Annotated in this window: 35 protein-coding genes; 4 read left to right on the top strand and 31 right to left on the bottom strand. The window is 69.6% G+C overall.

Annotation, left to right across the window (positions count from 1 at the left end; all coding sequences use genetic code 11):
• Positions 1–3: 3 nt before the first annotated feature.
• The 6 genes from CP970_RS33410 to CP970_RS33385 form a co-directional block, all read right to left on the bottom strand.
• Positions 4–753 (bottom strand): SRPBCC family protein, encoded by a 750-nt coding sequence (locus tag CP970_RS33410; RefSeq protein WP_055543592.1) that lies wholly within the window; start codon positions 751–753, stop codon positions 4–6.
• A 97-nt stretch (positions 754–850) separates the two neighbouring features.
• Complete coding sequence (locus CP970_RS33405; RefSeq protein WP_079043103.1) at positions 851–1,636, bottom strand: antibiotic biosynthesis monooxygenase; 786 nt, start codon at positions 1,634–1,636, stop codon at positions 851–853.
• Between the two features lie 106 nt (positions 1,637–1,742).
• Positions 1,743–2,543, bottom strand: coding sequence for an SGNH/GDSL hydrolase family protein (locus tag CP970_RS33400; protein ID WP_055543591.1), 801 nt, complete (start codon positions 2,541–2,543; stop codon positions 1,743–1,745).
• Between the two features lie 69 nt (positions 2,544–2,612).
• Complete coding sequence (locus CP970_RS33395; protein ID WP_055543590.1) at positions 2,613–3,401, bottom strand: SDR family NAD(P)-dependent oxidoreductase; 789 nt, start codon at positions 3,399–3,401, stop codon at positions 2,613–2,615.
• Between the two features lie 68 nt (positions 3,402–3,469).
• The gene (locus tag CP970_RS33390; protein WP_079043102.1) at positions 3,470–3,667 is read right to left on the bottom strand and encodes a DUF4235 domain-containing protein; all 198 of its coding nucleotides are present in this window, start codon (positions 3,665–3,667) and stop codon (positions 3,470–3,472) included.
• On the bottom strand, positions 3,664–3,978 hold the full coding sequence (locus CP970_RS33385) for a hypothetical protein (RefSeq protein WP_055543588.1): 315 nt from the start codon (positions 3,976–3,978) through the stop codon (positions 3,664–3,666). The genes CP970_RS33390 and CP970_RS33385 overlap by 4 nt, the downstream gene beginning before the upstream one ends.
• Before the next feature lie 201 nt (positions 3,979–4,179).
• Between CP970_RS33385 and dapA the strand changes: the two genes are divergently transcribed.
• Entirely contained in the window at positions 4,180–5,070 is an 891-nt protein-coding gene (dapA, locus tag CP970_RS33380; RefSeq protein ID WP_055543587.1) for a 4-hydroxy-tetrahydrodipicolinate synthase, read from the top strand.
• Here the strand turns inward: dapA and CP970_RS33375 are convergent.
• The 15 genes from CP970_RS33375 to CP970_RS33310 all read right to left on the bottom strand — a co-directional run bounded on the left by CP970_RS33375 (position 5,067) and on the right by CP970_RS33310 (position 14,595).
• Positions 5,067–6,293 (bottom strand): hypothetical protein, encoded by a 1,227-nt coding sequence (locus tag CP970_RS33375; RefSeq protein WP_055543586.1) that lies wholly within the window; start codon positions 6,291–6,293, stop codon positions 5,067–5,069. The genes dapA and CP970_RS33375 overlap by 4 nt on opposite strands.
• Entirely contained in the window at positions 6,290–6,844 is a 555-nt protein-coding gene (locus tag CP970_RS33370) for a SigE family RNA polymerase sigma factor (RefSeq protein WP_055543603.1), read from the bottom strand. The genes CP970_RS33375 and CP970_RS33370 overlap by 4 nt, the downstream gene beginning before the upstream one ends.
• Positions 6,845–6,950: 106 nt before the next feature.
• The gene (locus CP970_RS33365) at positions 6,951–7,571 is read right to left on the bottom strand and encodes a hypothetical protein (RefSeq protein WP_224058864.1); all 621 of its coding nucleotides are present in this window, start codon (positions 7,569–7,571) and stop codon (positions 6,951–6,953) included.
• Positions 7,572–7,708: 137 nt separating this feature from the next.
• Positions 7,709–8,950, bottom strand: coding sequence for a tyrosine-type recombinase/integrase (locus CP970_RS33360; protein ID WP_055543585.1), 1,242 nt, complete (start codon positions 8,948–8,950; stop codon positions 7,709–7,711).
• Positions 8,950–9,144 (bottom strand): helix-turn-helix transcriptional regulator, encoded by a 195-nt coding sequence (locus CP970_RS33355; protein WP_055543584.1) that lies wholly within the window; start codon positions 9,142–9,144, stop codon positions 8,950–8,952. Before CP970_RS33355 ends, CP970_RS33360 begins: the two co-directional genes overlap by 1 nt.
• Positions 9,125–10,525, bottom strand: coding sequence for a replication initiator protein RepSA (gene repSA, locus CP970_RS33350; protein ID WP_055543583.1), 1,401 nt, complete (start codon positions 10,523–10,525; stop codon positions 9,125–9,127). Before repSA ends, CP970_RS33355 begins: the two co-directional genes overlap by 20 nt.
• Entirely contained in the window at positions 10,518–10,703 is a 186-nt protein-coding gene (locus CP970_RS33345; RefSeq protein ID WP_055543582.1) for a hypothetical protein, read from the bottom strand. Before CP970_RS33345 ends, repSA begins: the two co-directional genes overlap by 8 nt.
• Before the next feature lie 92 nt (positions 10,704–10,795).
• A complete protein-coding gene (locus CP970_RS33340; protein ID WP_055543581.1) occupies positions 10,796–11,140 on the bottom strand; it encodes a hypothetical protein in 345 nt (114 codons plus the stop codon).
• A gap of 14 nt (positions 11,141–11,154) precedes the next feature.
• A complete protein-coding gene (locus tag CP970_RS33335) occupies positions 11,155–11,310 on the bottom strand; it encodes a hypothetical protein (protein WP_107098799.1) in 156 nt (51 codons plus the stop codon).
• A gap of 15 nt (positions 11,311–11,325) precedes the next feature.
• On the bottom strand, positions 11,326–11,517 hold the full coding sequence (locus tag CP970_RS33330) for a mobile element transfer protein (protein ID WP_055543580.1): 192 nt from the start codon (positions 11,515–11,517) through the stop codon (positions 11,326–11,328).
• Between the two features lie 19 nt (positions 11,518–11,536).
• A complete protein-coding gene (locus CP970_RS33325; protein WP_055543601.1) occupies positions 11,537–12,205 on the bottom strand; it encodes a DUF2637 domain-containing protein in 669 nt (222 codons plus the stop codon).
• Between the two features lie 75 nt (positions 12,206–12,280).
• A complete protein-coding gene (locus CP970_RS44415; RefSeq protein WP_169801182.1) occupies positions 12,281–12,457 on the bottom strand; it encodes a hypothetical protein in 177 nt (58 codons plus the stop codon).
• Positions 12,458–12,462: 5 nt separating this feature from the next.
• Complete coding sequence (locus CP970_RS33320) at positions 12,463–12,660, bottom strand: hypothetical protein (protein ID WP_224058862.1); 198 nt, start codon at positions 12,658–12,660, stop codon at positions 12,463–12,465.
• Positions 12,661–12,916: 256 nt separating this feature from the next.
• Complete coding sequence (locus tag CP970_RS33315) at positions 12,917–14,239, bottom strand: FtsK/SpoIIIE domain-containing protein (protein WP_055543578.1); 1,323 nt, start codon at positions 14,237–14,239, stop codon at positions 12,917–12,919.
• Between the two features lie 2 nt (positions 14,240–14,241).
• On the bottom strand, positions 14,242–14,595 hold the full coding sequence (locus tag CP970_RS33310) for an SCO3933 family regulatory protein (protein ID WP_055543577.1): 354 nt from the start codon (positions 14,593–14,595) through the stop codon (positions 14,242–14,244).
• Between the two features lie 168 nt (positions 14,596–14,763).
• Here CP970_RS33310 and CP970_RS33305 point away from each other — a divergent pair, with 168 nt between their 5' ends.
• Positions 14,764–15,495, top strand: coding sequence for an XRE family transcriptional regulator (locus CP970_RS33305; protein ID WP_055543600.1), 732 nt, complete (start codon positions 14,764–14,766; stop codon positions 15,493–15,495).
• A 35-nt stretch (positions 15,496–15,530) separates the two neighbouring features.
• A complete protein-coding gene (locus CP970_RS33300) occupies positions 15,531–16,001 on the top strand; it encodes an NUDIX hydrolase (protein WP_055543576.1) in 471 nt (156 codons plus the stop codon).
• On the opposite strand, the gene CP970_RS33295 is transcribed toward CP970_RS33300, so the two are convergent.
• The 4 genes from CP970_RS33295 to CP970_RS33280 all read right to left on the bottom strand — a co-directional run bounded on the left by CP970_RS33295 (position 16,002) and on the right by CP970_RS33280 (position 20,530).
• Positions 16,002–16,553, bottom strand: coding sequence for an HD domain-containing protein (locus tag CP970_RS33295; RefSeq protein WP_055543575.1), 552 nt, complete (start codon positions 16,551–16,553; stop codon positions 16,002–16,004).
• 765 nt (positions 16,554–17,318) lie between these two features.
• Positions 17,319–17,873 (bottom strand): hypothetical protein, encoded by a 555-nt coding sequence (locus tag CP970_RS33290; RefSeq protein WP_055556398.1) that lies wholly within the window; start codon positions 17,871–17,873, stop codon positions 17,319–17,321.
• Positions 17,874–18,256: 383 nt separating this feature from the next.
• On the bottom strand, positions 18,257–19,246 hold the full coding sequence (gene dapD, locus CP970_RS33285; protein ID WP_055556396.1) for a 2,3,4,5-tetrahydropyridine-2,6-dicarboxylate N-succinyltransferase: 990 nt from the start codon (positions 19,244–19,246) through the stop codon (positions 18,257–18,259).
• Between the two features lie 9 nt (positions 19,247–19,255).
• Positions 19,256–20,530 carry an MFS transporter gene (locus CP970_RS33280; protein WP_224059350.1) on the bottom strand — a complete coding sequence of 425 codons (1,275 nt, stop codon included), beginning with the start codon at positions 20,528–20,530 and terminating at the stop codon, positions 19,256–19,258.
• Between the two features lie 144 nt (positions 20,531–20,674).
• Between CP970_RS33280 and CP970_RS33275 the strand changes: the two genes are divergently transcribed.
• The gene (locus CP970_RS33275; protein WP_055543931.1) at positions 20,675–21,565 is read left to right on the top strand and encodes a winged helix-turn-helix transcriptional regulator; all 891 of its coding nucleotides are present in this window, start codon (positions 20,675–20,677) and stop codon (positions 21,563–21,565) included.
• On the opposite strand, the gene CP970_RS33270 is transcribed toward CP970_RS33275, so the two are convergent.
• The 6 genes from CP970_RS33270 to sufC form a co-directional block, all read right to left on the bottom strand.
• Complete coding sequence (locus tag CP970_RS33270; protein WP_055543926.1) at positions 21,537–22,082, bottom strand: TetR/AcrR family transcriptional regulator; 546 nt, start codon at positions 22,080–22,082, stop codon at positions 21,537–21,539. The two genes, CP970_RS33275 and CP970_RS33270, sit on opposite strands and share 29 nt — an antisense overlap.
• Positions 22,082–22,402: a DMT family transporter gene (locus CP970_RS33265; protein ID WP_055543925.1), complete on the bottom strand. Its 321-nt coding sequence runs from the start codon at positions 22,400–22,402 to the stop codon at positions 22,082–22,084. The genes CP970_RS33270 and CP970_RS33265 overlap by 1 nt, the downstream gene beginning before the upstream one ends.
• A 98-nt stretch (positions 22,403–22,500) precedes the next feature.
• Positions 22,501–22,839: a metal-sulfur cluster assembly factor gene (locus tag CP970_RS33260; RefSeq protein ID WP_030564757.1), complete on the bottom strand. Its 339-nt coding sequence runs from the start codon at positions 22,837–22,839 to the stop codon at positions 22,501–22,503.
• Positions 22,836–23,315, bottom strand: a complete 480-nt coding sequence (sufU, locus tag CP970_RS33255) for a Fe-S cluster assembly sulfur transfer protein SufU (protein WP_055543924.1) — start codon at positions 23,313–23,315, stop codon at positions 22,836–22,838. The genes CP970_RS33260 and sufU overlap by 4 nt, the downstream gene beginning before the upstream one ends.
• Positions 23,316–23,331: 16 nt before the next feature.
• On the bottom strand, positions 23,332–24,588 hold the full coding sequence (locus CP970_RS33250) for a cysteine desulfurase (protein ID WP_055543923.1): 1,257 nt from the start codon (positions 24,586–24,588) through the stop codon (positions 23,332–23,334).
• A complete protein-coding gene (sufC, locus tag CP970_RS33245) occupies positions 24,585–25,349 on the bottom strand; it encodes a Fe-S cluster assembly ATPase SufC (RefSeq protein WP_055543922.1) in 765 nt (254 codons plus the stop codon). The genes CP970_RS33250 and sufC overlap by 4 nt, the downstream gene beginning before the upstream one ends.
• Positions 25,350–25,353 lie beyond the last annotated feature (4 nt).

The following is a 25,353-nucleotide window of genomic DNA, read 5'->3' as shown; positions in this document are numbered from 1 at the left end:
CGGTCACCCGTAGAGGTGGTCCAGCCAGTCCTGCCACGCCAGTTCGGTGCGCTTGCCGTCAGCGTGCGCGCCGAAGTCGTGCACGCTGACGGTCACCGGGAGGCCGAAGTGGTTGCGGCCGAAGAAGCGGTGCAGGCTGTCGTCCGCGCGCAGCCCCAGGAAGTACCTGCTGCGGAAGTCGATCACCGCGTCGAGCGGCTCGCCGGGCGTCCTGACCCGGACGCGGGCCCCTTCCGACGCGTCGTCGGGCAGGGCGAGCGAGCGGCCGAGCCTGACGAAGGCGTCCGGCGCGGCCGACGCGGGCGGTCCGGTGATCGCGGAGTGCACGGCGGGACGGCCCTTGAAGTGCGCGAGGTACTCGCACAGGGTGTGCAGCCGGAAGTCGGTGTGCTTGGCGACGGTGTCGTACTGGGTGTCGCGGTCGCCGGTGAAGACGCCGCTGCGGACGTAGCGCACCCAGGAGCGGCGGCCGCCGTTGCGCGGCTCGACGATGTGGTCGAGCTGGCTGAGGGTCTGGCCGGGTATCCGGTCCGGGTCCTCCACGCGGGCGGTGAGGCGGTGCGGCGGGTCCCAGCACGTGACGGTGCCGCCGGAGGGGGCGGCACCGCCCGTGCGGGGTTCGTACCGCAAGGGCCTGAGCCAGCCCGCCGCGCCGGTGGTGAGGGCGTCCCAGACCTCAGCGGGCGATGCGTCGACCTCGAACTCCCTGGCTATCTCGAATCCCTTGCCGCTGCCCGCGCCGCTGCCGCTCATGCCGTCCCCCTCGCATCGCCCTGCGCCGGTCCACCGTCCCGCCGACGGGGGCCGCTGTCCAGGCGCGTTCGGAGGTCGGCGGTTCGGCGCCGGGGATCTACGCTCCGCGCGGTACGAAGGTGTGCGCCAACCGGTAGCGGGCGACCGAGTCATCGGAGAGGACGCCCGGGAATTCCCGCACGCGCCGCCACCGGGGCGTCGGCGTTCCCACCCCGTCGCTCCCGGCGGCGAGCGCGTCGACGTGGGCCTGTACGTCGGTCCACTCCGCGTAGTTGACGACCCGCCTGCCGTCGGTGCTGACGTGGAAGTGCGCGGCGAGCAGCCCGCCGCCCGCCGTCCCGTCGCCGTCCAGGGCGTCCAGCACCCCGTCCACCCAGGCCCGTTGGCGATCGGCGTCGGGCCCTTCGAAGTCGACGCGCACGATCACGATCGCACCGGGCTCGCGGTCCGTGCGCTCCGGGGCGCCGGTCCAACTGCGGTACAGCGTCGTCTTGTTCAGACCGAGGCGCTCGATGCCCGGCACGGCCGCGTCGATGTCGGCGTTCCTCGCGTCCCTGCCGTTCGAGGCGCTCGCGAAGAAGTCCTGGTAGGCGTCCTCGTCCCGCCACTGCGAGTGGTGCAGGACCGTGTCACCGTCGGTGCCCGCGTACACGGCGTACGACAGCAGGCCCTCGTGCGGCCAGTCCCTGCTGCTCCAGGCCGTGGCGATGGCGTCCAGCGTGCCCTGCTGCCGCTCGGCCGAGCCGGTGCTCCAGGTACTGACGAAGGTGAGCCCTGCGTCGGGGCGGGCGGGGTCGGGGTGGGTGCCGGTGCGGAGGGTCGCGCTCGTGCTCGGGGCCGTGGTCCGGGTCGGTCCCTGCGTCGGTCCCTGCGTCGTAGACATGGCTGTCCCGTCCATCCGTCTCGGTGTGTGTGCCGGGCCCGGACCGGCGACCGCCCCGGGCACGTCCCACACTCCGACCTCAACCGACCTTGAGGTCAAGCCCCGGTCAAGCCCGTTCCCGATCCGGCACGGTCACCGCGGCCAGCGCGGGACGCTTCGCCTCCCGGCCGTCCCCCGAGGAACGGCCCCGTACCCGCCGCCACACCCACGGCCCCATGAACCCCGCGAACCAGCGCGCCTCCGCCGTCACCGCGCCGAACACCGACTGCGGGGCGAGCGGCGGCAGCGGCTCCAGCCAGCTCTCGTGGCCCGGTACGCCCAGGACGTCCGCCACGCCCGCGGCGATCCTGGCGTGGCCGAGCGGGCTCGCGTGCAGGCGGTCCCGGCTCCACAGCCGCGGGTCGGTGGTGACCCGGTGCGGGAACGTGTCGAGGACGGCCACCCCGTGCCGGTCGGCCGCCGCGCGGATCCGCGCGTTCAGATCAAGCACCCTGGGCAGCGCCCGCCGCGCGAGCGGGGAGATCCGTCCGATGTCAGGGAAGGTCACGGTGGCCACCCGGGCGCCCGTCGCGGTGAGTTCGGTGAACATCTCCTCGATGTCCGCGGCCACGCGCGCGGCGTCGAAGCCCGGCCGCACCAGGTCGTTCATGCCCGCCATCACGGTGACGAGATCCGGCTTCAACGCGAGGGCGGGGCCCAGCTGTTCCGCCTTGACCCGGGCGGTCACGCGCCCGCGCACGGCGAGATTGGCGTACGTGAGGTCCGGATTTCCCACCGCGAGGATCTCCGCGAACCGGTCGGCCCACCCCCGGTACCCCTGGCTCTCGTCGCCGTCCCCGAGCCCCTCGGTCTGGCTGTCCCCGATCGCGACGTAGCGCGTGAAGGGATACTGCTGCCTCGTGCTCATGGCCTGAGCTTGCTCCGGCCACGCGGACCCGTCAACGCGGGTCCACGGAGCGCGGGCCGCCCCGCCGCCTCACAGCAAGTGCCCGCCCCCGTCCACGAGCAGCACCTCGCCCGTGATGTACGAGGAGTTGGTCAGGTCGACCACCGCCTCCGCGATGTCCTCCGGGCGGCCGACCCGCCCCAGCGGCAACCGTTCCGCGGCGGCCTCCATCGCGGCCGCCACGCCCTCGACCCCGTCGAACCACGGCGTGTCGATCATGCCGGGCGCGACGGCGTTGACCCGCACCGCGGGCCCGAGCGTCTTGGCGAGCAGCTTGGTCATGTGGTTCACGGCGGCCTTGCTCACCGCGTACGGGATGGAGCTGCCACCGGGCCGCACCCCCGCCTGCGACGAGATGTTCACGATGCTGCCCGCGCCGCTCGACCGCAGGTGCGGGACGGCCGCGGTGATCGTCTGCCAGACGCCGATGACGTTGACGTCGTACAGCTCCCGCCACACCTCGGGGCTCGCGGCCTCGAAGTCGTCGTGGTCGATGAACCGGGTGGCGCCCGCGCAGTTGACCAGGACGTCCAGGCGGCCGTACGTGTCGACGGCCGTCCGGACGAGCCGCTTGGCGTCGCCCTCGTCCGCGACGTTCGCCCTGACGTAGATCGCGTCGGGCAGTTCGGCCGCCAGTTTCTCGCCCGCCGCCACGGAGCGCGCGGAGTTGACGACCACCCGGATCCCGCGGGCGGCCAGACGCCGGGCGATCTCGGCGCCGATCCCCGACGAGGACCCCGTCACGAGGGCGACGCGCTCCTCACCGGCACGGCCACCGTCGCGGATGCCGCTGATGCCGTCGTTGCTGCTGGTTTCCATCTATGCCTCAAGCCTCTGTACGTCCGGCCTGTCGGCGCCCGCGCCGATCATGCCAGAAGCCGCCCCGGTCAGCCGGGCCAGCTCCCCGTGAGGCGCCGCACGCCGACCGCGCCGCCGCGCTCCACCGCGGCCCTGACCACGGCGAAGATCGCGCCCTGCAGCGCGGCCGCGGCGAGGATCTCGCGCCAGGCGCGCTCCTCGTCATGGGCGTCCGGCGCGTCGTCCTCGCCCGCGACCGGCTTGTAGAGCAGCTTGACCGGGCTCATGCCTCGTCGCCCCGCCTGCGGCGGCGCAGTGCCGCGCAGGCGAGCAGCGCGCCGGTGCCCGCCGCGACCGCCATGAGCACCCGCGGGCGCCTGCCGCCGCGCACCCGCCGCGCGGCCTCGGCGACCTTCTCCTCGACCTGGGCCACGGCGCGGTACTCCTCGGCCTGCGCGGCCCCCTCGGCGACCTTGTCCTTGACCTGCGCCGCGGTGTCGCGCATCTGGTCCTTGACCAGCGCCGCCCCGTGCCTGGCGCGGGACTTGACGTCCGCCTGCGCGAGCAGTTCCTTCGGATTCCTGGGCGTGTCGGCCATGAGTGCGCCTCCTCGGCTCGTCCGGTTCGTCGTCCGGTTCGTCGTTCGTCGCTCGCGCTCCGCCACGGGGAGCGCGGTGCCGACCGGGTACCCGGACCTGGCCCGGCTGCCCCCGGCACCCGCGATCTTTTAGCGTCCATGCCCACCACCTCGTAGGAGAATTAAGTGGAGCTTCAGCGACGCGTGCCGAACACTGCCGTCATGACCTCCCGGACCCCGGCCCCCTTCGGCCGCGCCCTGTGCGCGATGATCACGCCCTTCACCGACGCGGGCACCCTCGACCTGGACGGCGCGCAGCGCCTCGCCGACCGGCTGGTGACCGACGGCTGCGAGGGGCTCGTCCTGTCCGGCACCACCGGCGAGTCGCCGACCACGTCCGACGCGGAGAAGTCCGCGCTCGTGCGCGCGGTGGCCGACGCGGTGGCGGGCCGGGCCCGGGTCGTCGCGGGCGTCGGCAGCAACGACACCCGGCACACCGCCGAGCTGGCCCTGGCGGCCGAGAAGGCGGGCGCGGACGGCCTGTTGGTGGTCACGCCGTACTACAGCAAGCCGCCGCAGGACGCCGTGGCGGCCCACTTCCTGGCGGTCGCCGACGGCTCGGGCCTCCCGGTGCTGCTCTACGACATCCCCGGCCGCACCGGCACCCGCATCGCACCGGAGACGGTCCTGCGCCTGGCGGACCATCCGCGGATCGTGGGCGTGAAGGACTGCGCGTACGACATCCTCGCGAGCCAGCGCGTCATGGCCCGCACGGACCTGGCGTACTACGCGGGCTGCGACGAGTACGACCTGGCGCTGTACGCCGTCGGCGGCGCGGGCTACATCAGCACGGTGGCCAATGTGATCCCCCGTCAACTCCGGTCCGTCCTCGACGCGTTCGACGCGGGCGACCACGCGGAGGCGCGCCGCGGGCAGCTCGCCGCCACCCCGCTCATCGACCTCATGATGGCGTCGGGCCTGCCCGGCACGGTCACCGCGAAGGCGCTGCTCGGGGCGCTCGGGCTGCCGTCGGGCCCGGTGCGGGCACCGCTGCTGCCCGCGGGCCGTGAGGTGACCGACGAACTGCGGGCGGCGTACGACGCGGTCGGCTAGCGCGCCGCGAACACTGGGGTCCAGCGCCCGTTCGCGTCGGCCTTGGGCGAGAGGAAGCCGCTGAGCGGAACCGTCTTCTTGCTCCCGATCGTGACGAGGACGAGCCGGTTGCGGTACTCGCTCGTGCCGGGCGCGATGTCCCAGGCGATCAGCCGCTTGTCGTCGACCCAGGCGAGGAGCTGCTGCCCCGGCACCTTGGCGACGCGCTTGCCGGTGAGCGGGTCGATCACCTCGGAGGCCGTCTTCTTGTTGGTGCCCGCGAAGTCACCGGCCGCGAGCTTCCCGCTCGGGGAGAGCCTGGCGTCGACGTACCAGCGCAGGTGCTTCTCCCTGGCGGGAGCGCTCCGCTCGCGGCCGTCGAAGTCGTAGTACTGCTGGTTCGGCGCCCTGGTGAGGCCCGTGTAGACCAGGGATCCGTCCTGGCTGAAGCCGAAGTCCTGGCGGGTGTTGATGTCCGCGAACCCGAACTCGCCGGACGTGTCCGTCGCCACCTTGCTCCAGTGGGTTTCGCCGGACGCCACGTCGACGAGGTAGAAGCCGGTCCTGCTCGGCTCGGCGGGGCCCGGCTCCTCCGTCTTGCCGTTGTTGATCGGCCGGTCCCCGTCGAGCCGGTCGGGATCCTGCGCGTACGTCGTCGCGACGAGCTTCCTGCCGTCGGGCGAGAACTCGACGCCGCCGACCCCGTGCTTCACCGGGATCCAGCGCTCGACCTTGCCCGTGAGCAGGTCGAGCAGGCCGATCCGCTGGGCGGGCAGGCCGCGTTCGAGCACGGCCGCGGTGCGCATGCCGGGCGCCACGTCGAGGAAGGACCAGCGTTCGGCCTTCCGGTAGCGTCCCGTCTTCTGGTCGAGCAGCTGATAGGTCCGGGTGATCAGGGCGTCGCCGTCGGACTGCTTGACGCGGGCGCTCGTACTGAACGCGGCGAGCGCGGTGCCGCCCGCGGCAATCAGGTCGCGGGGCGGCGACTGGTCGGGGTGCGCGACGACGTCACCGTCGTGCAGCTCGCTCGCGGGACGCGGGCCGTGCGCGTCGGAGTCCGCGCCGATGACCGGCACCGCCACCGCCAGCACGGCCGCCACCGCGGCGAGCGACGTGCCCGCGATCGCGCGCGCCCTGCGACGGCGCCGCACGGTCAGCACCCGGTCGGCGAGGTCCCCCGGCACCGGCGCCCCTTCCGCCGCCTGTTCCCGCAGTGCGTCGCGCACCAGGTCTTCGACGTTCACGGTCCTACCTCCACGGGCGAGAAGTCGGGGGATCCGGTCCTGGTGCCGGGCCCTTCGAGCCGGGCGAGCTCGGGCGCGAGGCCCCTGAGCCGGGCCAAGGAGCGGTGCGTCGTGCTGCGCACGGTGCCGACGGAGCAGCCCAGGAGCGCGGCCACCTCCGCCTCCGGCAGGTCCTCGAAGTAGCGCAGCACGAGGACGGTCCGCTGCCGTGCGGTGAGCTTGGCGAGCGCCCCGCGCAGCACGATCCGCAGCTCCGCGGTGGACGCGCCGTCCCCGGCCACGGGGGTCTCCGGCGGTTCGGCGACGGCCAGTTCGCGCCTCGGCCACTTCAGCCGCCAGCGGCTGATCTGCTGGCGGTAGAGGACCTGCCGTACGTACGCCTCGGGTTCGTCGATGCGGTACCAGCGGCCGACGGCCTTGACCAGCGCGTTCTGGAGCAGGTCCTCGGCCGCGTGCTGGTCGCCGCCGCTGAGCAGCACGGCGGTCCTCAACAGCGCGCCGGATCTGCTCCGCACGAACTCCCGGAAACTCTCCTGCCCTTCGGCATCCATCGTCACCTTCTCTTCCCCGGCGGGCCTGCTGCCCCCTCACTCCTCTGGACGGGTCCGGCCGTCCCCCGCTATGCCTGCGTCCGAAAGAAACTTCCCGCGGCCGTGGTCAGCCAGGGAATCCCGCCGCCTTGGTCCAGCGCAGCGTGTCCCCGCCCCTGCTGAAGGTGACCTGCTTGCCCCCGGCGGCGACGGCGATCTTCTCCCAGCCGTCGAAGTTCTTGGTGAGGTGCTTGTCCCACTTGGTCAGCGGCCCGGTGGCGACCGCGGCGACAGATTCGGTCGGCGGCTCGCCGTCCGCGCAGTACACCCCGAAGTCCCCGAAGGCCGCGACGGTCCCGTCCTTGGCCTTGAGCGTGATCCCCTGGCAGGCGTCGGTCTTGGTCCGGTGGACGACCGCGGGCTTGGACCACCCCTTCGCGCTGGGGCTGTAGTCCTGCACGAAGAGCCCCTTCTCGCTCAGGTAGTGCATGGCCACACGGCGCCCGTCGGCGAGCTTGACCTGCGCGTTGAACGGGCTGGGGCTGCCGCTCCAGTGGATGTCGCTCTTTTGCAGCGGATAGCTGTGATCACCGGCAACGGCCCGGTCCACCTGCCGCACGGCCCCGTGCCCGGCGGCCTTGCCCTGCCCCGCGCCCGTGTCCTGGCCGGTGCTCTGCCCGCACCCGGCCACGAGCCCGACCACGGTCACCGCCCCCAGCGCCATGGCCCTGATCCCCGCTCCGCGCATGTCCTTCTCCTGTTCGTCCCGCGCAGCATACGTACGCGAGAGCGCGAGAGCGCCCTCCCGTGACGGAAGGGCGCTCTCGACGGAGCCTGCGGGGCAGGTCAGTTGTGGCTGTTCTGATGTTGCAGCAGGCCAGGCGGTCAGTCCTCCCCCTGGGCCGTGTCGGGGCCGTGATCCGCAGCGTCTTCGCCCCTGAACACGCGATCCACGGCGGCCCGCGTACGGGTCTCGCTCGATGGCATCAGATGCGTGTACGTGCGAAGCGTGAAGGCCGGGTCATGGTGTCCGAGGTACTCGCTCAGGGCCTTGATGCTCTCGCCCGCGTCGAGGAGTACAGAGGCGTAGAAGTGCCTCAGCGCGTGCATGCCGTTCTCGCGGCCGGTAGGCACCCCGGCGACTCGCAGAGCCGGTTGCCACACCTTCTCGTTGAAGCGAGTCCGGTTGAGCGGCTTTCCCTGCGCGCTGAGGAACAGCAGCGAGGCAGTGACCGGCGGACCGTCCAAGGTCTTCCAGGGCAAGGTCACCTCAACCGGCGCATGCCTGGTGATGTGTGCGGCGAGCGCGAAGCTCACGGTCTCCGGCAGCGGCACGTCGCGCTCTTTGCCACCCTTGGGAGGCCCGAAGACAGGTCGCGTTCCCTGGAGAAGCTTGACCTGGCGAACTACGTGGAGAGTGCCGCCAAGGAAATCGATGTCTTCCACGGCCAACCCGAATATCTCGCCTTGCCGGGGCCCACAGCCAGCACCGACCGCGACCATCTCTCGATATTCGTCCGGCAATGCCTCGTGCACGTCCATCACACGACCCGCCGTCCATGGCTTGACCTTGCGCGGGTCCAGCCTTGGGGCCCGGACAGACCGAGCCCGGCAAGGGTTCTCAGCGATGATCCGATCCTCTACAGCGGCAGTGAACACCGCTGAGACGTTGGCGAAGATCGAGCGGCGGTACGAGGCTGCGCGTCCGGTCGCCTCCAACTGCCGCATCCACACACGTAGGTGCGACGGCCGGAAGGACGCCATGGGCCGATCACCCAGGTACGGAAGCGCGTGCACCCGTAAACGGATCTCGACACTCTCACGCGTCACCGGATCAGTGGTGAGCGCCTCCATCCACGCCTTGGCGTACCGCCCGAAGGTCACCGCTCCCGCCAAGGGATCGATGTAACGGCCCTGGGACACGTCAGCCTCGATGTTCGCCAGCCAAGTGTCGGCCTTGCGCTTCTGCTTGTCGGGGAAGCTCTTGGACTTCTCGGTGCCGTCCGGGGCGATGTAGCGGGCGCGGTACCGCAGGCCGACGCCGAAGCGGTCGGTCTTGACCTTTACCGGCTTGCCGTCGGCTCCCGGCTCGGTCTTGTACCAGCGGTCTTGGACGTGTCCGGCCATCAGGCAGCCTTTTCCAACTGGGAATGGACCCACAGACACACGTCTTCAGGGTCGTAGCGGAGGTGTCGACCGACGCGGAAGCCGCGCGGCCCGGTGTGCTTGCGGCGCCACTGGTAGATCGTCTCGATGGGGACGCCAAGCAGGTCTGCCAGGTCGACCGGGGCCAAGTAGCGATCAGGCAACGCGCGCTTCATGCCACTCCCCCACGTTGTCGAGGTCGGGTAGATCAGCGAGTGCTTCGCGCGCGGTGTCGCGGTTGAGCTGGAGATCCCGGGCGATCGTCGCGGCGAGGGCGGATTCACCGGGGGTGTGGCCGTGGCCCGCGTACTGCCAGTCGGAGAGGACGAGGACGGTTTCCGGCTCGTGGTCGGCGAGGCAGAGGGCGTCGCGTTCTTGGGCGGCGCGGAAGTCGGCTCGGGCCTGGCGGAGTTCGCCGAGAGTAGTGGAGTAGCGCCGAGACTTGGTGGAGAAGTGACCGCGGAAGCCGAGCATGTGCGCCCAGGCCCACAGGCGGCGGTCCGGATACGTCGCGTCGAGGCGACGGCATGCGGTGATCAGTCTGCGCGCGTGGTCGGGAACGCCGTGACGGTCAAGTTCGGCGAGTTCGCCGATGCGGCGGTCCAGGGTCCCGGTGTTCTCCGCGGCCTTGGTGGCGTACTTGGCGACGTAGGAGGCGACGGCCTGTTCGGTGATGTCAGAGCCGTCCCCGAACGCCTTCACGGGCCGTACGTCGAGCTGCTGTCCCCAGCGGAAAGTGCGGACCGGTTGGCCATCGACGGCGGGCACCGAGACCGAGGTGTAGGCGTGCGTGGCGGCGGCACGGATGGCGTCGGCGAGGAGGTCGACGTTGGCCCAGGGCGGGGGCGGAGTGACAGGGCCGTCCGAGCCGTCGAGGCGGATGACGGCATGGAAGTGGATGGCACCGCGCTTCTGGAATTCGGCGACCTTGCCGTAGGAGAGCCGGGCCACGTCGGCAAAGCCTCGTTGAGTGAGCCCAGCTCGTGCGGCAATCTCCCGGCGGAGCCGGTTGCTGAAGCGCTGCCACAGATCGCCCGCGTAGTTGTTGAACAGGACCGCGGCGACGTAGTCGTAGGTGGCCGGGTCCAGGGCAGTGCCAAGTACCGGGTCGTCGATGGAGTGAGGGGAGCCGCAGCGGCAGGTACCGCAGTCGGGCCGGTTGTGGACAGGACCAAAGGTTGGGGCGGTGAGGGTGGCGAAGACGCGGGGGTGGTCGCGGACGGTGGCAGGGATGTCGCGGCGGTCGTCGCCAGCAAGGCCCGCGCGGATCAGGTGGTAAGTGTCCCCAGCGTAGGTCCAGGCGCAGGAAGGACAGCGGGAGGCGCGGCGATTCCCGCAGGCGATACGGAGGCGTCCACCGGGCTCGTGCTCGGTCGTGTAGTGCTGCAGGGTCTCACCGGTCGTCTTGTCCCTGGTGAGGGACCATCCGGTCAGGTGGATCGGGTCGGAGCAGCCTCCAGTTCGGCGGATCTGGTCCTGCCAGCGGTCGAAGTCGTCGGCCGAAGCCACCCTCAACAGATCGCCGAGGGTGGTCGGGTCACGCAGCGTGTCAGACACGGGCGCCCTCCCGCGTACGAGCGCTGGAGACCGTGACGGCGCCGCGGCAGGCCATGCAGTGGGCCGTGATGGTGCGCAGATGCCCGTGGCGGTCCCGACCACCGAGGGTGACCTTGACGGTGGCGAAGCCGTCGCAGTTGCCGCAGATACGGGCCGGGGTAGGCGTGGGTTGGACCATGATGATGTCTTCCTTCCGGATCGTTGGGTTCGGTCGGGAGGCGTGGCACCGGAGCGGGCTGGACTTGGCGGTTGAGACCGCTCCGGGGCCGGTCAACGGCCGTGCTTGGAAGCGCCGTTCATCAGCGAGCGAATGACGAGCGCGAGGACGGCGAGCGATCCCGCGGTGACGGCGACCGCCAAGAGCATGGAGACCAGCACGACGCCCACCACGAGCACGACCGCGATGCCGCCGCCGACGAGCGCGATGACCGAGCCAGGTGTGATCTGCACAGCCGGTCGGGACGTGACCGCGTTCGGTGCGGAGGAGGCATCGTGGCGGCAGAAGCAGTTCGTCGGAGCATGTCCGGGGTGAGGCTCCTGGAGCGGCTCGGGGGTGTAGACCGGGATCACTTCGCCGGTCGGGGCGGGGTTGGTCGGGATCCGGGGCTGGAACACTGGGCGTTCTCCTCTCACTTGGTCGCGGTGTCGATGGCAGGGGCAAAGAGGCTGTCGGCAAGGAGGTAGCCGCCGAGCAGCAAGACGGCGACGAGCCAGAGCGGCGGACGGACGAGCTTGATGCCGACCCATCCGACGCAGGCAAGGAAGAACCACAGCGGCACAGACATCAGCGGGTCTCCTTCTCAGCGGACGCCGCAGCGATGACCCTGGGCGGCCACCATGGCGGCGGCGGAAGTCTCGTACTCCGCCGACCAGCCGCAGTCCTCAGTGGCGCAGGCGGCGACATAGGCGATCTGGCCGCGGCGTCCGTGGGAGGTGCCGACAGTGACGTGACCGACGCGGCGCAGTTCGCGGAAGATCCGGTACAGGCCCATGAGTGGTGCTCCTCTCGAATCAGGTGAGTTGGGCGGCGATGGCGTCGGCCAAGGGGGCCGGGACGCCGAGGCGGGTGCACAGGGTGGCGGGGTCGATCCGGACCCCGGTTCGGGTGTGGTGGTCGTCGGCGAGCTTGCGAGCGTGCGCCACCAGCGCTGGCGGAACCACGGCTGCGGGCGCCGGGTCTGCGGCGACCAGGGACGGAGGCGGCTCGGGGATGGGGAGTTGAGCGGGAGAATCGTCGGAAGCCACCGGGCCATCGCGTTTGAGGTCCTCAACTGCGATCTTGTTCGGCGGTAGGGACGGTGTCGGGTCGTCCGCGCCCCGGTCGGGTGCATGGGCGAGGAGGGTGCCACCAAGGAACGCGAGCGCAGGCCATCCGGCGATGCCGAACCGCAGCCAGTCAGGGGGGTGCTGCAGGTCGAGGAATCCAGCGGTGGCGACGTTCGCGCCCAGCGAGGCAGCCAGAGCAATCAGGAACCAAGACCAGGCCAGCCGGGACGGACCATCACTGCGGAGCCGCCGCCAGGCCGCCACAAGCAGCAGGTCGACCGATACGGGGTAGGCCCATGCCTTCCAGTCGTCCTGTCCGGCCGCGGCCGCCAGGTCGTGCAGGTGGGCGAAGGACAACGCTCCAGCGATCACGGCTTGGATCAGAACGGCGTCCGGGCGGATCGAGCGGATCATGTCCATACCTCCTTCGCGAGGTTGGAGCCAGGACGGGGCGGGGCATCATGTCCGGCCGCCCGGCCCCGGCTGTGATCAGTCAGTGGCTTCTCCGGTGCCCCAGCACTTCGGGCACAGAGCGCTCTGTTGGTCGTCGGTTGCACGGCCCTTGCGGATGCCGACGCGGACTGTCTCGGTGATCTCGCCCGCGCCCTTGCAGTCCGGGCACACGGGAGGATGCGGCTTATGCGGGGTGGTCTTCTTCGCGGTCACGGCCGTCACCCCTGACCGGGGTAGTTGGGGCCACGGGTGGGGTCGTAGCCCGGCGGCGGCTCGGGCAGCGAGGCAGCCAAGGACGGGCCCATCACGTTGATGAACTCCTGATCGGCCCCCGGGGTGTGGTCGTACAGGGCTAGGTCACCGAGCATGGCCACGGTGCGGGCGAGGTCCTCACAGTGCGAGCACACTGCGCTCACCGGCCCTTGGCACGTGAACGGTGGTCGACTTCAGCTGCCCGAGAGGCGACTTCCAGTCGCGCGAGCAGAGCATCACGACGCGCTCCCGCTGCCGCACGGCGAAAGCTACGGGCGCGCCGGGCGATCGAGCCACCAATGCAAGCCATGATCTTGGCCAACGAGGGGTGACGCATGATCATCCTTCCGATCTTCAGGCATGGCGGGGATAGGGAATTGGCGAGAGGCGGTCACGCCGAACGTGAAGCAGGAGGAGAGGTCAGGCCGCTTCAACTACTGCGGGCACGGGGTCCAGCGCGGGCTTGAAGCGGGCCAGTTCCGGCAGATCCGGCGTCAGATGGGCGTGCCGGTTGCAGGCGGCGACGGCTTGGCGCATCGAGGTGTGCGGGGTGCGGATGCGCGTCCACTCGCCGCTGGAGTAGCCAACGATGGCCGTACCGCGGCGCGCGTTGGGGATCTGGGTCGCGGCGAACACGGCGTGCGGGGAGATGTCCCCGAAGGTCATCTTGGCGGTCGATTCGTCGTTGACGCGGTGCACCACCCGACCAGTCAACTGGGCCCGCAGCATGGTGATCCCATCGCCGAGTTCGGAGCCGAAGCGCTGCCCGTAGATGTCGAGGAACATCCCCGCGGCGCGGCCGAGTTGGGCCAGCCGGATCAGGGCGGTGATGATCCGGTCCCGACGCTGATCATTGCGCTTGGCGCTCAGGGCGAGTTCCGCGATCTCGTCGATGGTGATCACGACGGGGACCGGGCGTAGCTCTTCGGGAAGGTCCCAGATGTTCGCGGCGATCTCCGCATCCGGAGTGTCAGCACTGATCCGCTGGGCGCACCGCACCGTGTCGTAGATGTCCTCCATCCGCGCCACGAGCGCTTCGAGGAGGTCGGCCGCGTCGTCGGGGCTGTCGGCCAGGGCGGAGAAGCGGCGCGCGAACGGGCTAAGTTCGATCTTCTTGCAGTCGATGCCGACCAGCGCCACCGGCTGCGCGGAGAGCTCTTTGATCACCGTGCGCTGGAAGACCGACTTGCCCGACTGGGTCGCGCCGACCGTCACCGAGTGCGGAGTCTCGCGATAGTCGCGGTAGTGCACCGAGCCGTCTTCCACTCGCGCAACCGGGATCTTCAGCAGATCACGGGCCGTCTTGACGGGCATCCGCACGTCCTTGAGCACGTCGAAGGCCGTCAGGGTGAGCTCGATGATGCCGGGCTTGATCTCGCGTGAGGTGACCTGATGGACCGCGAAGGAGTGCCGCAGCCGGTCGGCAGCCGAGGAGAACTCGAAGGCGTCCTGCCCGGGCCACATCCGGATCCGCAGCAGGAGACCGGTCCGTGTCGGCCGCAGCCACAGAAGCCGGGGTACTCGTTGGCGAGGAACCTCGCGCTTGAGTGCACGGGCCATGGCCAGCCGGAAGCGCGAGGCCGGGACGGTCAGGTGACAGGCGTCCATCACGGCCGCGTAGCGCAGCCGGATACGGAGCGCGGCGATGACGATCCCGAAGGACAGCCAGTACCAGGCGGGGCGCCGCCATCGCAGAAGCCCCGCGGTAGCGACGATCAACGCTAAGACAGTCAGCCACATCATGGTCAAGCGGCCTTCGGCTTCGCGGACCCGGTGGTGAGCGAGGTGACAGCGATCGCGCGGAAGGCGATGCCGTGCCGCTTCTGCCCGTTGAACTCGTTCTCCCAGGCCGAGGCGACCAGGCCCGTCAGAGCAACCGGCGCCCCCATGACCAGGTCGTCCGAGATGCCCGGCTGCGGGACGGTGACCTTCAGAATCTCCACCTCGTCGTTGGCGGAAAACATGACCTCAACCGTCATCTGCGTGACGCCGTCCGCATCCGTGGCGATCTCACCGGTGCGACGGTCCTTGACCTTGGGCTGCGGGGCCTTGGCCACCATCACTGTGGCGGCGGTGGTGTCGACGGGAATCTGACGCATCGTCTGTTCTCCTGATCTTGCGGGGAGTTGAGAGCCGTCGTGCGACGGTGAGATCAGGAGACCGCCAAAGAGGGTGGACGCATCTCGGTCCAGAGGGACGTTTGGGGACGTCTCCCGAAGGGGTAAAACGTCCTTAGCCGTCCGTGCCTCATGGAGGGGACCAGGGAGATGGCGAACGAGCGCTTACGAGCCGCGATTTCAGCAAAGGGCGAGACGATTCAGTCAGTCGCCGAGCACGTCGAGGTGGACCCCAAGAGCGTGGAACGTTGGATCACGCTAGATCGCACCCCGCACCGTCAGCACCGCTGGACTACAGCCAGTTTCCTCGGAGTTGACGAGGTCTACCTCTGGCCAGCAATCGAGAAGCAGGCCGAGACCGCAAGCGCTTCCGAGTTGGTCACGTACTACCCGCACCGCGGAGCCGTGCCAGCGGCCCTGTGGTCGTCCCTGATCGAGAACGCCTCGCATCACGTGGAAATCCTCGTGTACGCGGGCCTGTTCCTCTTCGACAGCCACCCGGACCTACCCGACGAGTTGGCCGACAAGGCGAAGGCCGGGGCCCAGGTGCGCATCCTGTTGGGCGACCCGGATTCAGCGATGATCAGGCAACGCGGCGAAGAGGAAGGCATCGGCGACGACCTGGCTGCCCGAGCCCGCATCACGCGCCGCTACCTCCAACCGGCGACAGCGACACCCGGTGTCGAACTCCGCCTTCATGACACGATCTTGTACAACTCGATCTACCGCTTCGACGACGACGTGTTGGTGAACCCTCACGTACTCGGGGCGCCCGCCGGACAGAACCCAGTACTGCACTTCCGGTACCTTCCCGGCGCCCGGACGTTCCGGCACTACATGCGGAGCTTTGACTACGCGTGGGAGCGGGGACGGCCCGCGTAAGTGAGCCTGCCAACCAGCCGTGCGACGCTGGGGGCATGGCCCGCATCGACTACGTGAATGATCCGAACGCCCCGAAGGCGAACAGCATCGTCCCCTCGGTGGTCGCCGTCGCCGTCAACGAAGCCGGGGAAGTCCTCTTGATCCACAAGACGGACAACGACCTGTGGGCACTGCCCGGCGGCGGGGTCGAAGTCGGCGAGTCTGTCGCCGATGCTGCCGTGCGGGAAACCAAGGAAGAGACCGGCTTCGACGTAGAGGTGACGGGATTGGTCGGCCTCTACACGAACCCAGGGCACGTCATGGCGTACGACGACGGCGAAGTGCGCCAACAGTTCTCGATCTGCTTTACGGCCCGCATCGTCGGCGGGGAGCCCCGCACGAGCAGCGAAAGCAAGGAAGTTGCCTTCATCGCACCAGAGCGGTTGAGCGAGCTGAGCATCCACCCATCCATGCGGATGCGGATCGAGCACGGCTTGGCCAACCGGTCCCAGCCCTACATCGGTTGATCACTCACCAAGCCGGGCACAGGTGCGCTCGACAGCGGCCCCAAGGTACGGCCGAGCCTTGCTGATCGCGGTGTGCACTTCACTGCCCGGCTCGTAGCGAACGAGGATCTCGTCAATCCGACGGTCGAAGTCGAAGAACTGCCCGGCGGGACCGGTCGTCATGTCGGCGTAGATCAGTGCGTCAAGAAGAGGCGAGTCCTCCCGCTCGTAGATGCCCAACTCAGTCGACAGGCCACGCTGTTCCGCCTCATAGACGGCGCCGGAGTGGTGAGCGACCAGCCGGACCAGGCGATCAGGAGCGCCGAGGGACTCAAGGTGCCGAGCACCATCAAGAGGGTGGAAGCCGGTTTCGCGTAGCTCCGGGGCATACCCGATGTCGTGCAGCCAGGCGGAAGCGACGAGGAGATCCCGTTCAACCTCCGGAACAGCCGCCGATGCCTCGCGTGCGCGTGCCGCCACGGCCTGAGTGTGCAGCCAACGGTTCCCGAGCGGAGGCAGCAGGGACTCAGCCAGTTCGGCCGCACCCTGAGGCGTGTCCAGTGCAATAGGCATGATTCGCACCGTAGCCGAGTCGGCCGGTTGTCCAACAGCCCGGCATCAGACCCTCCGAATCATGGTGCGGTCAGAGTTTCCCTACTTCATCAAGGCTCGCTGCGCTCGCGTCTGCCTGATCAGCCTGAGGCGCCAACTACCTTCACCCCGCGGCTTCGCCCCGGTCACACGGAAGCGCCCACCACGGACCGCCGCCGCGATCCGGCCTAGAAGAGGGAAGAGATCAACAGCATCCGTAGGACGACCAGGCGCAGGCACAGGAACACCCCCTCAAGACCACCCACCAGGCCCGAGCCCGCCCCCAAGGGGATCAATCCGAAGGACCGAGGGCCCCAGAACGGGGCGGCGCCGGTCGGCCGCCGCACCGCCGCCTCCCTGTCTGCGCCACCGGCTGCGGGGCACCGACCACCCGTCGCACTCAAGGGGCCAAAACCCAGCACAGGGCCATGGGGGTACAGGGGATTGCCGCACCACAGGTCAACGACGCTTTGTGTTACCGATAAGGCCGGATCGCGGCGGCAGTCCGCGGCGGTATCTCCCGCTACCTGGGCCGTCACCCCGTGGCTGGGGTGGTCGGCTCCACGGCTTTAGGCAGCCACTTTGGGGCGAGCCTCTAAGATCATGGCCCCGATTCGGACCTTGCGGGCAGGTCCACCGACCGCCCGAATCACGATGAGCTTAAGGGGCCATGATCACTCGCCCCAAAGCAGCTCCAGCCCAAAGCCGCTCCACCGACCTCACTAGCAGCCGCCAGTCAGGATTCGCTTACTCTTGCCGCGAGCGAGCTTGTCCCCGACGCGGGTCTATCGCATCCTCGTAGGCGTCATCGATCTCCACTGCCAAGTCGAGCATCCTCTGAGCTAGGTCATCGAGGTCGCAGATAGCAATCTCGCGCTCTTCGAAGCCCTTTCTGTGGCGGCTGCGATAGACGTGGAATATTCGCTGATCAGCCTTCGCTGTCTGCGGGCGCGCCGTGCAGATCTCGTCCCCCGAGCAGCTCTTGGCCCACTGACCATGGACCAGAAGGTTCCTCATTCGAGCCGCATCCTGAATGTCATTGAATGCACGGGCAATGCGGTCGGAGTGATCACTGGGCCACCACTTCATCTCAGTGATCTGACCAAGGATCGCTTTCCCATTCGAGACGAGCCACTCAACTGACTGGCCTTCGAACACGATCCACCCCGCATCGTGGTCGCCAGCCATCCAGCCCACGTTGTAGCGCAGGCGAGATTCCATCCGTGCGCTAGCGACCACCACCCGACCGAGGGCGGAGTACAAGGCGTCGAGGTCTGACGCTTCCTCTGCCGCAGCTCTCATGGCACTAGCATGCCCAAACCGGAGTCTCCGTGCTGCCGAATATCGCAGAGCGACGGGGCAGGGAGCGTAGCGCCTCTCAACACAGGCCAACCACGTGAACGAGCCCCTGCCCAAGGGCGGGCTGACATCCCCTATTGACACCAACGACGATGAACAGCCGCAGTACGCAGCAGCCTTGAGCGCCGCGCCGATCCGCAGCGGGAGGCCCTCTTGGGCATGCCCGATCGAACTCCTGATGCGGTGCTCATGCACGAACGCCCTCCCGGGCCGTCCTCGGGCCGCGGAAGGGCGCTCAGCGATGACCAACGCCGACAACTGCCGACAGCTCAACAGCAGTTCAGAGCGCTGATCAGGTAGGCGGCCGCACGTCAGGCCACCATTGATCAGTTGTGGCTGTGCAGAACCTCGTTCAGACCGCCCCAGACCGCGTTGTTCGGGCGGGCCTCGACGGTGCCCGTGACCGAGTTGCGGCGGAAGAGGATGTTCGAGGCGCCGGAGAGCTCGCGGGCCTTGACGATCTGGCCGTCGGGCATCGTCACGCGGGTGCCCGCGGTGACGTACAGACCGGCCTCGACGACGCACTCGTCGCCGAGCGCGATGCCGACGCCCGCCTCGGCGCCGATCAGGCAGCGCTCGCCGATGACGATGCGGACGTTGCCGCCGCCGGACAGGGTGCCCATGGTGGAGGCGCCGCCGCCGATGTCCGAGCCGTCGCCGACGACGACACCGGCGGAGATGCGGCCCTCGACCATGGAGGTGCCGAGGGTGCCCGCGTTGAAGTTCACGAAGCCCTCGTGCATGACGGTCGTGCCCTCGGCGAGGTGCGCGCCGAGCCGCACGCGGTCGGCGTCGGCGATGCGGACGCCCTTCGGCGCGACGTAGTCCGTCATGCGCGGGAACTTGTCGATGGAGGTCACGGCGAGGTGCAGGCCCTCGGCGCGGGCGTTGAGCCGGACCGTCTCGACGTCGTCCACGGCGACCGGGCCGAGCGAGGTCCAGGCGACGTTGGGCAGGAAGCCGAACTGTCCGTCCAGGTTCACGCCGTGCGGCTTGACCAGGCGGTGGCTGAGCAGGTGCAGACGCAGGTACACGTCGTGGGCGTCCTGCGGCTTGTCGTCGAGGGACGCGATGACCGTACGTACGGCGATGATCTCCACGCCACGGCGGGCGTCCGGGCCCATCGCCTTGGCGGCGCCCGCACCGAGCAGCTCCACGGCGCGCTCGGCGGTCAGCCGCTCGGTGCCCGCGGGGCCCGCCTCCGCGGCGAGCTCGGGAGCGGGGAACCAGGTGTCGAGAACGGTGCCGTCGGTGGTGACGGTGGCGAGTCCTGCGGCGACGGCGCCGGTGGTGCGGGAAGCATTCGTGTCGGTCATGGGTGAAACCTAACCGGAGGTACGGCGCGCGAGCGAACCGGTCTCAGGAGGCGGGCCGCCCGCGGCGTCCGGGGCCGGACCGCCCGCACGAGCGGCGTCCGGTCCTTCCCCGGCGACCACGTCGGCCCGCACCCTGCCGCGCCCCCGCCCCGCCACGAACACCGCGCACCCCGCCGCCCCCGCGAGCACCGCGCAGAGCGGCCACAGCAGCCCGGGCGCCACGGTGTACAGCGCCCCACCGAGCGGCGCCGACAGGACGACCCCGCTGACCGAGACCCCCGAGTACAGGCTCTGGAACCGGCCCTGCAGCCCCGCGGGCGCGTGGTCGGCGACGTACGCGGTGGCCGGTGTCTTGTAGAGGATCTCGCCCGCGGTGAGCAGCAGCATCATGGCCACGGCGGTGCCGAGCCCGGTGCCGACGGCGAGCACGGCGTAGCCCGCGCCGACGAGCAGCAGCCCGGCCCCGACGATCCGCAGCGGCGCGCGGCCGCGCAGGGCGAGGGTGACGGGGAGTTCGAGGAGCAGGATGACGCCGCCGTTGATCGCGAGGAGCCAGCCGTAGACCCCTGTGTCCAGGCCGTGCCGGTCGAGGTCGACGGGGAGCGTCGAGTACTGCTGACGGTAGACGAGGTCGGCGACCAGGATCGCGCCGAGCAGCACGAGGACGGTGGGGCGCCCGCGCAGCGCGGCGAACACCCCGGGACCCGGGTCTGCCGCCCTGGCCCGCACCGCGCCGCGCGCGGGCAGCACCCGCCAGGCGTACACGGCGAAGACGAGCGTGCCGAGCCCGTCGACGACGAAGAGGAGGGCGTACGAGGCGTGGGCGATGAGCAGCGCGCCCAGCGGGGGCCCGACGGTGAAGCCCGCGTTGGCCGCGAACCGGGTCACGGCGAAGGCCTGACGGCGCCCGCCGCCGGGCACGGAGACCGCGACGAGGGCACCGTTGGCGGCGCGCACACAGCCCCCCGCGTACTGGCCGACGGCCGGCACGACGTAGAGCAGCGCGGCGGGCAGGACGGGCAGCGCGAGCACGCCCACGCCGCTGACCAGCGATCCGGCGAGCAGGACGCGCCGGTGGCCGTACCGGTCGCCGAACCAGCCGCCGGTGAAGTTGCCCGCGACCATCCCGGCGCCGCCGATGCCGCTGATGAGACCGGCCTGGGCGACGGACAGGTCGCGCTCGTCCGTCAGATAGACGAAGAAGTAGACGAAGGTGAAGGCGACGACCATGTTGAAGAACTGACCGGCGGCGAGCAGCCACACGACCCTCGGCACGTCCCGCAGACGCTGCCCTTGCGCTTCCCCCTGCCCCTGCCCTTTCCCTTGCTCTTTCTCGTGCCCTTCGCGTTTCCCGCGCGGCATGCCACCCCCGGTAGATCGACGACCACTTAGTTCCTTTTGGGAACGGACTATGTCAGCATGGACGTCATGCCGCAACGGACCCGCCTCGACGACGACCACTGCGCCATCGCGCAGGCCCTGGACGTCGTGGGCGACTGGTGGACCCTGCTGATCGTGCGCGACACGGCGCGCGGGGTGCACCGCTTCGACGAACTGCAGGCCGAACTCGGCGTGTCCCGCAAGGTGTTGACCGAGCGGCTGCGCCTCCTGGTGGCCGCGGGCGTACTGACCCGCACCCCCTACCAGGACCGCCCGGTGCGCCACGAGTACCGCCTGACACCGCGCGGCCGCGCACTGCTGCCCGTCCTGGTCGCCCTCCAGGACTGGGGCGATACCTGGGTACTGGGAGAGGGAGAGACGATGGCGACCGCGACGGAGACGTCCCTGGAGGCCCAGCGGGTCCACGAGCTGCTCGGCACGCGCGTACCGGCAGTCCAACTCATGGGCCATGAAGGGGAGTTGTGCGACCCGGTCGCCGGGGACACCCCCTACACGGTCCTGTACTGCTTCCCCGGCGCGTACGCCCGCCAGGACGCCTACCCGCCCGGCTGGGCGGGGATCCCCGGCGCGCGCGGCTGCACGCTGGAGTCCTGCTCCTACCGCGACCAGCTCGCGGAGTTCACCGCGGCGGGTGCGACCGTGCACGGCGTCTCGTCCCAACGCCCGGACGAGCAGCGGGCGTTCGCGGAGAAGGAGGACCTGCGCTTCCCGCTCCTGTCGGACGCGGACCTGGCCCTGACGGCGGCCCTGCGCCTGCCGACGTTCCGCGCGGCGGGCGTGAGCCGGATGAAGCGGCTGACGCTGGTGGTGGACGGCGACCGGGTGGTGCGGGACGTGCAGTACCCGGTCACGGACGTGGTGGCGAGCGTCGGGGCGGCCCTGGCGAAGGTCAAGTCCCTGACGGAAGAAGCCGGTTGAGCACCTCGCGGGTGTACGCCGCGTCGTAGTCGCCGCCCGTGAGCAGCACCTGGAGACAGATCCCGTCCATCACGGCGACGAGGGCGCGCGCGGTGAAGCGGTCGGTGCGCCGCTCAAGGACGGCGGAGACCTCCTCGCACCACTCCGCCGCCACCGGGCGCAACGCGGGCCTGCGCAGGGCCGCGAGATAGAGCTCGTACTCCAGCTCGACCCCGGCGCGCTCCCCCGAGAACCATTCGCCGAGCAGCCGCACGAGCTCGTCCGCGACATCGGCACCGGGGTCCTCGAAGGCGCCGCTGCTGGTCATCGCCTTGGCGAAGCCCTCGTTGGACTGCCGCAGCGCGGCGACCATCAGCTCGTCGAGCGTCTTGAAGTGGTACGTCGTGGAGCCGAGCGGCACGTCCGCCTCGGCGGCGACCGAACGGTGGCTGAGCCCGGCGATGCCCTGCCGCCCGACCACCCGGATCGCGGCGTCGATGATCCGCTGACGGCGGTCGGGGTCGTAGCGACGGCCCATCAGTGCGCCCCGCCCAGATTGAGCACGACGACGCCCGCGATCACGAGCGCGATGCCCGCGACCTTGACGAGATTGGCGGCCTCTCCCAGGAAGAGCATGCCGATCGCGGCGACGGCGGCGGTGCCGATGCCCGCCCAGATCGCGTAGGCGGTGCCCACGGAGAGGGTCTTGAGGGTCTGCGCGAGCAGCGTGAAGGCGAGGAGATAGCCCGCGACCGTGATCAGCGAGGGCCACAGCCTGCTGAACCCCTCGCTGTACTTCATGGCGGTCGTCCCGGCCACCTCCGCCGCGATGGCCCCGGCCAGCAGTGCGTATCCCATGCGTACGAGTGTACATATCGATGTGTACGGGCGTACGCAAAAGCCCCCCGGAGAATCCTCCAGGGGGCTTCGTCGAAGCAGTGCGGTCTCAGACCGACTCAGACGTTGAACCCCAACGCCCGAAGCTGCTCGCGCCCATCGTCCGTGATCTTGTCCGGGCCCCACGGCGGCATCCAGACCCAGTTGATCCGGAGCTCGTTGACGATGCCGTCCGTGGCGGACTTCGCCTGGTCCTCGATGACGTCGGTCAGCGGGCAGGCCGCCGACGTCAGCGTCATGTCGATCGTGGCGATGTTCGCGTCGTCGACGTGGACGCCGTAGATCAGGCCGAGGTTGACGACGTCGATGCCCAGCTCGGGGTCGACGACGTCGTACAGCGCCTCGCGGACCTCTTCCTCGGAAGCGGGCTTCGTGGTCAGGGTCTCGTTCTCGCTCATGCGGTCTTCCTCTCAGCGACGTCGTCGGCGGCGTCGGTGCCGAGCGCCTGCGCCGTCGCGTCCTTCCACGCCATCCAGCTCAGCAGAGCACACTTCACGCGCGCCGGGTACTTGGAGACCCCGGCGAACGCGACGGCGTCCTCCAGGACCTCCTCCATCGCGTCGTCCGGCGTCAGCTTGCCCTTGGACTGCATCAGTTCCAGGAACACGCCCTGGATCTTCTGCGCCTGGGCGAGCTCCTTGCCGACCAGGAGGTCGTTCAGGACGGACGCGCTGGCCTGGCTGATGGAGCAGCCCTGGCCCTCGTACGACACGTCGGCGATGGTCGACCCGTCGTACCTGACGCGCAGCGTGATCTCGTCGCCGCACGTCGGGTTGACGTGGTGCACCTCGGCGTCGCCATCGCGCAGACCACGCCCGTGCGGGTGCTTGTAGTGGTCCAGGATGACTTCCTGGTACATCGAATCCAGCTTCACGTTCCCAGCCAGCCCCTCAGCCGAAGAAGTTCCGTACGTGCTCCAGGCCGTCGACGAGAGCGTCGATCTCGCCGGGCGTGGAGTACAGATAGAACGACGCTCGCGTGGTCGCAGGAATTCCGTAGCGGAGGCAGACGGGCCGTGCGCAGTGGTGACCCACGCGGACCGCGATGCCTTCCTCGTCCAGGACCTGGCCCACGTCGTGCGGGTGGATGTCGCCGAGCGTGAAGGAGATCGCGGCGCCGCGGTCCTCGGCCGTGGAGGGGCCGATGATCTTGAGGTCGGGGACCTCGAGGAGCCGCTTGACCGCGTACTCGGTGATCGCGTGCTCATGGGCGGCGATCTTGTCCATGCCGATCGCGGACAGGTAGTCCACGGCCGCGCCCAGGCCCACGGCCTGGGAGACCGGGGGCGTGCCCGCCTCGAACTTGTGCGGTGCGGGAGCGTACGTCGAGGAGTGCATCGACACCGTCTCGATCATCTCGCCGCCGCCGAGGAACGGGGGCAGGTCCTCCAGGAGTTCCTGCCGTCCCCACAGCACGCCGATGCCCGTCGGGCCGCACATCTTGTGGCCGGTGAAGGCCACGAAGTCGGCCTGCAGCGCCTGCACGTCGAGCGGCATGTGCGGGGCGGCCTGCGAGGCGTCGATCAGGACGAGGGCGCCGACCTCCTGGGCGCGGCGGACGATCGCCTCGACCGGGTTGTGGGTGCCCAGGATGTTCGACACGAGCACGAAGGAGACGATCTTCGTCTTCTCCGTGATGACCTCTTCGATGTTCGAGAGGTCCAGGCGGCCGTCGTCCGTGAGGCCGAACCACTTCAGCTTCGCGCCCGTGCGCTGCGAGAGCAGCTGCCACGGAACGATGTTGGAGTGGTGCTCCATCTCCGTGATGACGATCTCGGTCTCGTGGTCCACGCGGTAGGGCTCATCGGCCCAACCGAGCATGTTGGCCACGAGGTTGAGCGACTCGGAGGCGTTCTTGGTGAAGATCACCTCGTCGCGGCTGGGCGCGTTGATGAACTCCGCGACCTTGTCACGGGCGCCCTCGTACAGCGCCGTGGCCTCCTCGGCGAGGACGTGCACGCCGCGGTGAACGTTGGCGTTGTGCTGCTCGTAGTACTCGTTCAGTACGTCGAGGACCTGGCGGGGCGTCTGGGAGGTCGCCGCGTTGTCCAGGTACACGAGCTTCTTGCCGTCGTGGATCTGGCGATCCAGGATCGGGAAGTCCTTGCGGATCGCCTCGGTGTCGAGGAGGCCCGGCAGCTGTGTCACGCGGATGCGCCGCCCTTCGTGTAGGCCTCGTAGCCCTCGGCCTCGAGCTTGTCGGCGAGCTCGGCGCCGCCCGACTCGGCGATGCGGCCGTTGGCGAAGACGTGCACGAAGTCGGGCTTGATGTAGCGCAGGATGCGCGTGTAGTGCGTGATGAGGAGCGTGCCGACCTCACCGGTCTCGCGGACGCGGTTGACGCCGTCCGAGACCTGGCGCAGGGCGTCGACGTCCAGGCCGGAGTCCGTCTCGTCGAGGATCGCGATCTTCGGCTTGAGGAGCTCCATCTGGAGGATCTCGTGGCGCTTCTTCTCACCTCCGGAGAAGCCCTCGTTCACGTTGCGCTCGGCGAAGGCCGGGTCCATCTGGAGCTGCTCCATCGCACCCTTGACCTCCTTCACCCAGGTACGCAGCTTGGGCGCCTCGCCGCGGATCGCCGTCGCCGACGTACGCAGGAAGTTGGAGACCGAGACGCCGGGGACCTCGACCGGGTACTGCATGGCGAGGAACATGCCGGCGCGGGCACGCTCGTCGACGGACATCTCCAGGACGTCCTCGCCGTCGAGGGTGACGGTGCCCTTGGTGATCGTGTACTTGGGGTGACCCGCGATGGAGTAGGCGAGCGTCGACTTGCCGGAGCCGTTCGGGCCCATGATGGCGTGCGTCTCGCCCTGCTTCACGGTCAGGTCGACGCCCTTGAGGATCTCCTTCGTGGCGTTGTCGGCCTCGACGGTGACGTGCAGGTCCTTGATTTCAAGCGTTGCCATGGGT

The sequence above is a fragment of the Streptomyces kanamyceticus genome (assembly GCF_008704495.1).
GTDB classification, from domain to species: Bacteria; Actinomycetota; Actinomycetes; order Streptomycetales; family Streptomycetaceae; genus Streptomyces; species Streptomyces kanamyceticus.
The sequence above is the reverse complement of the archived record's forward strand: the minus strand, read 5'-3'. Positions and strand labels throughout refer to the sequence as shown.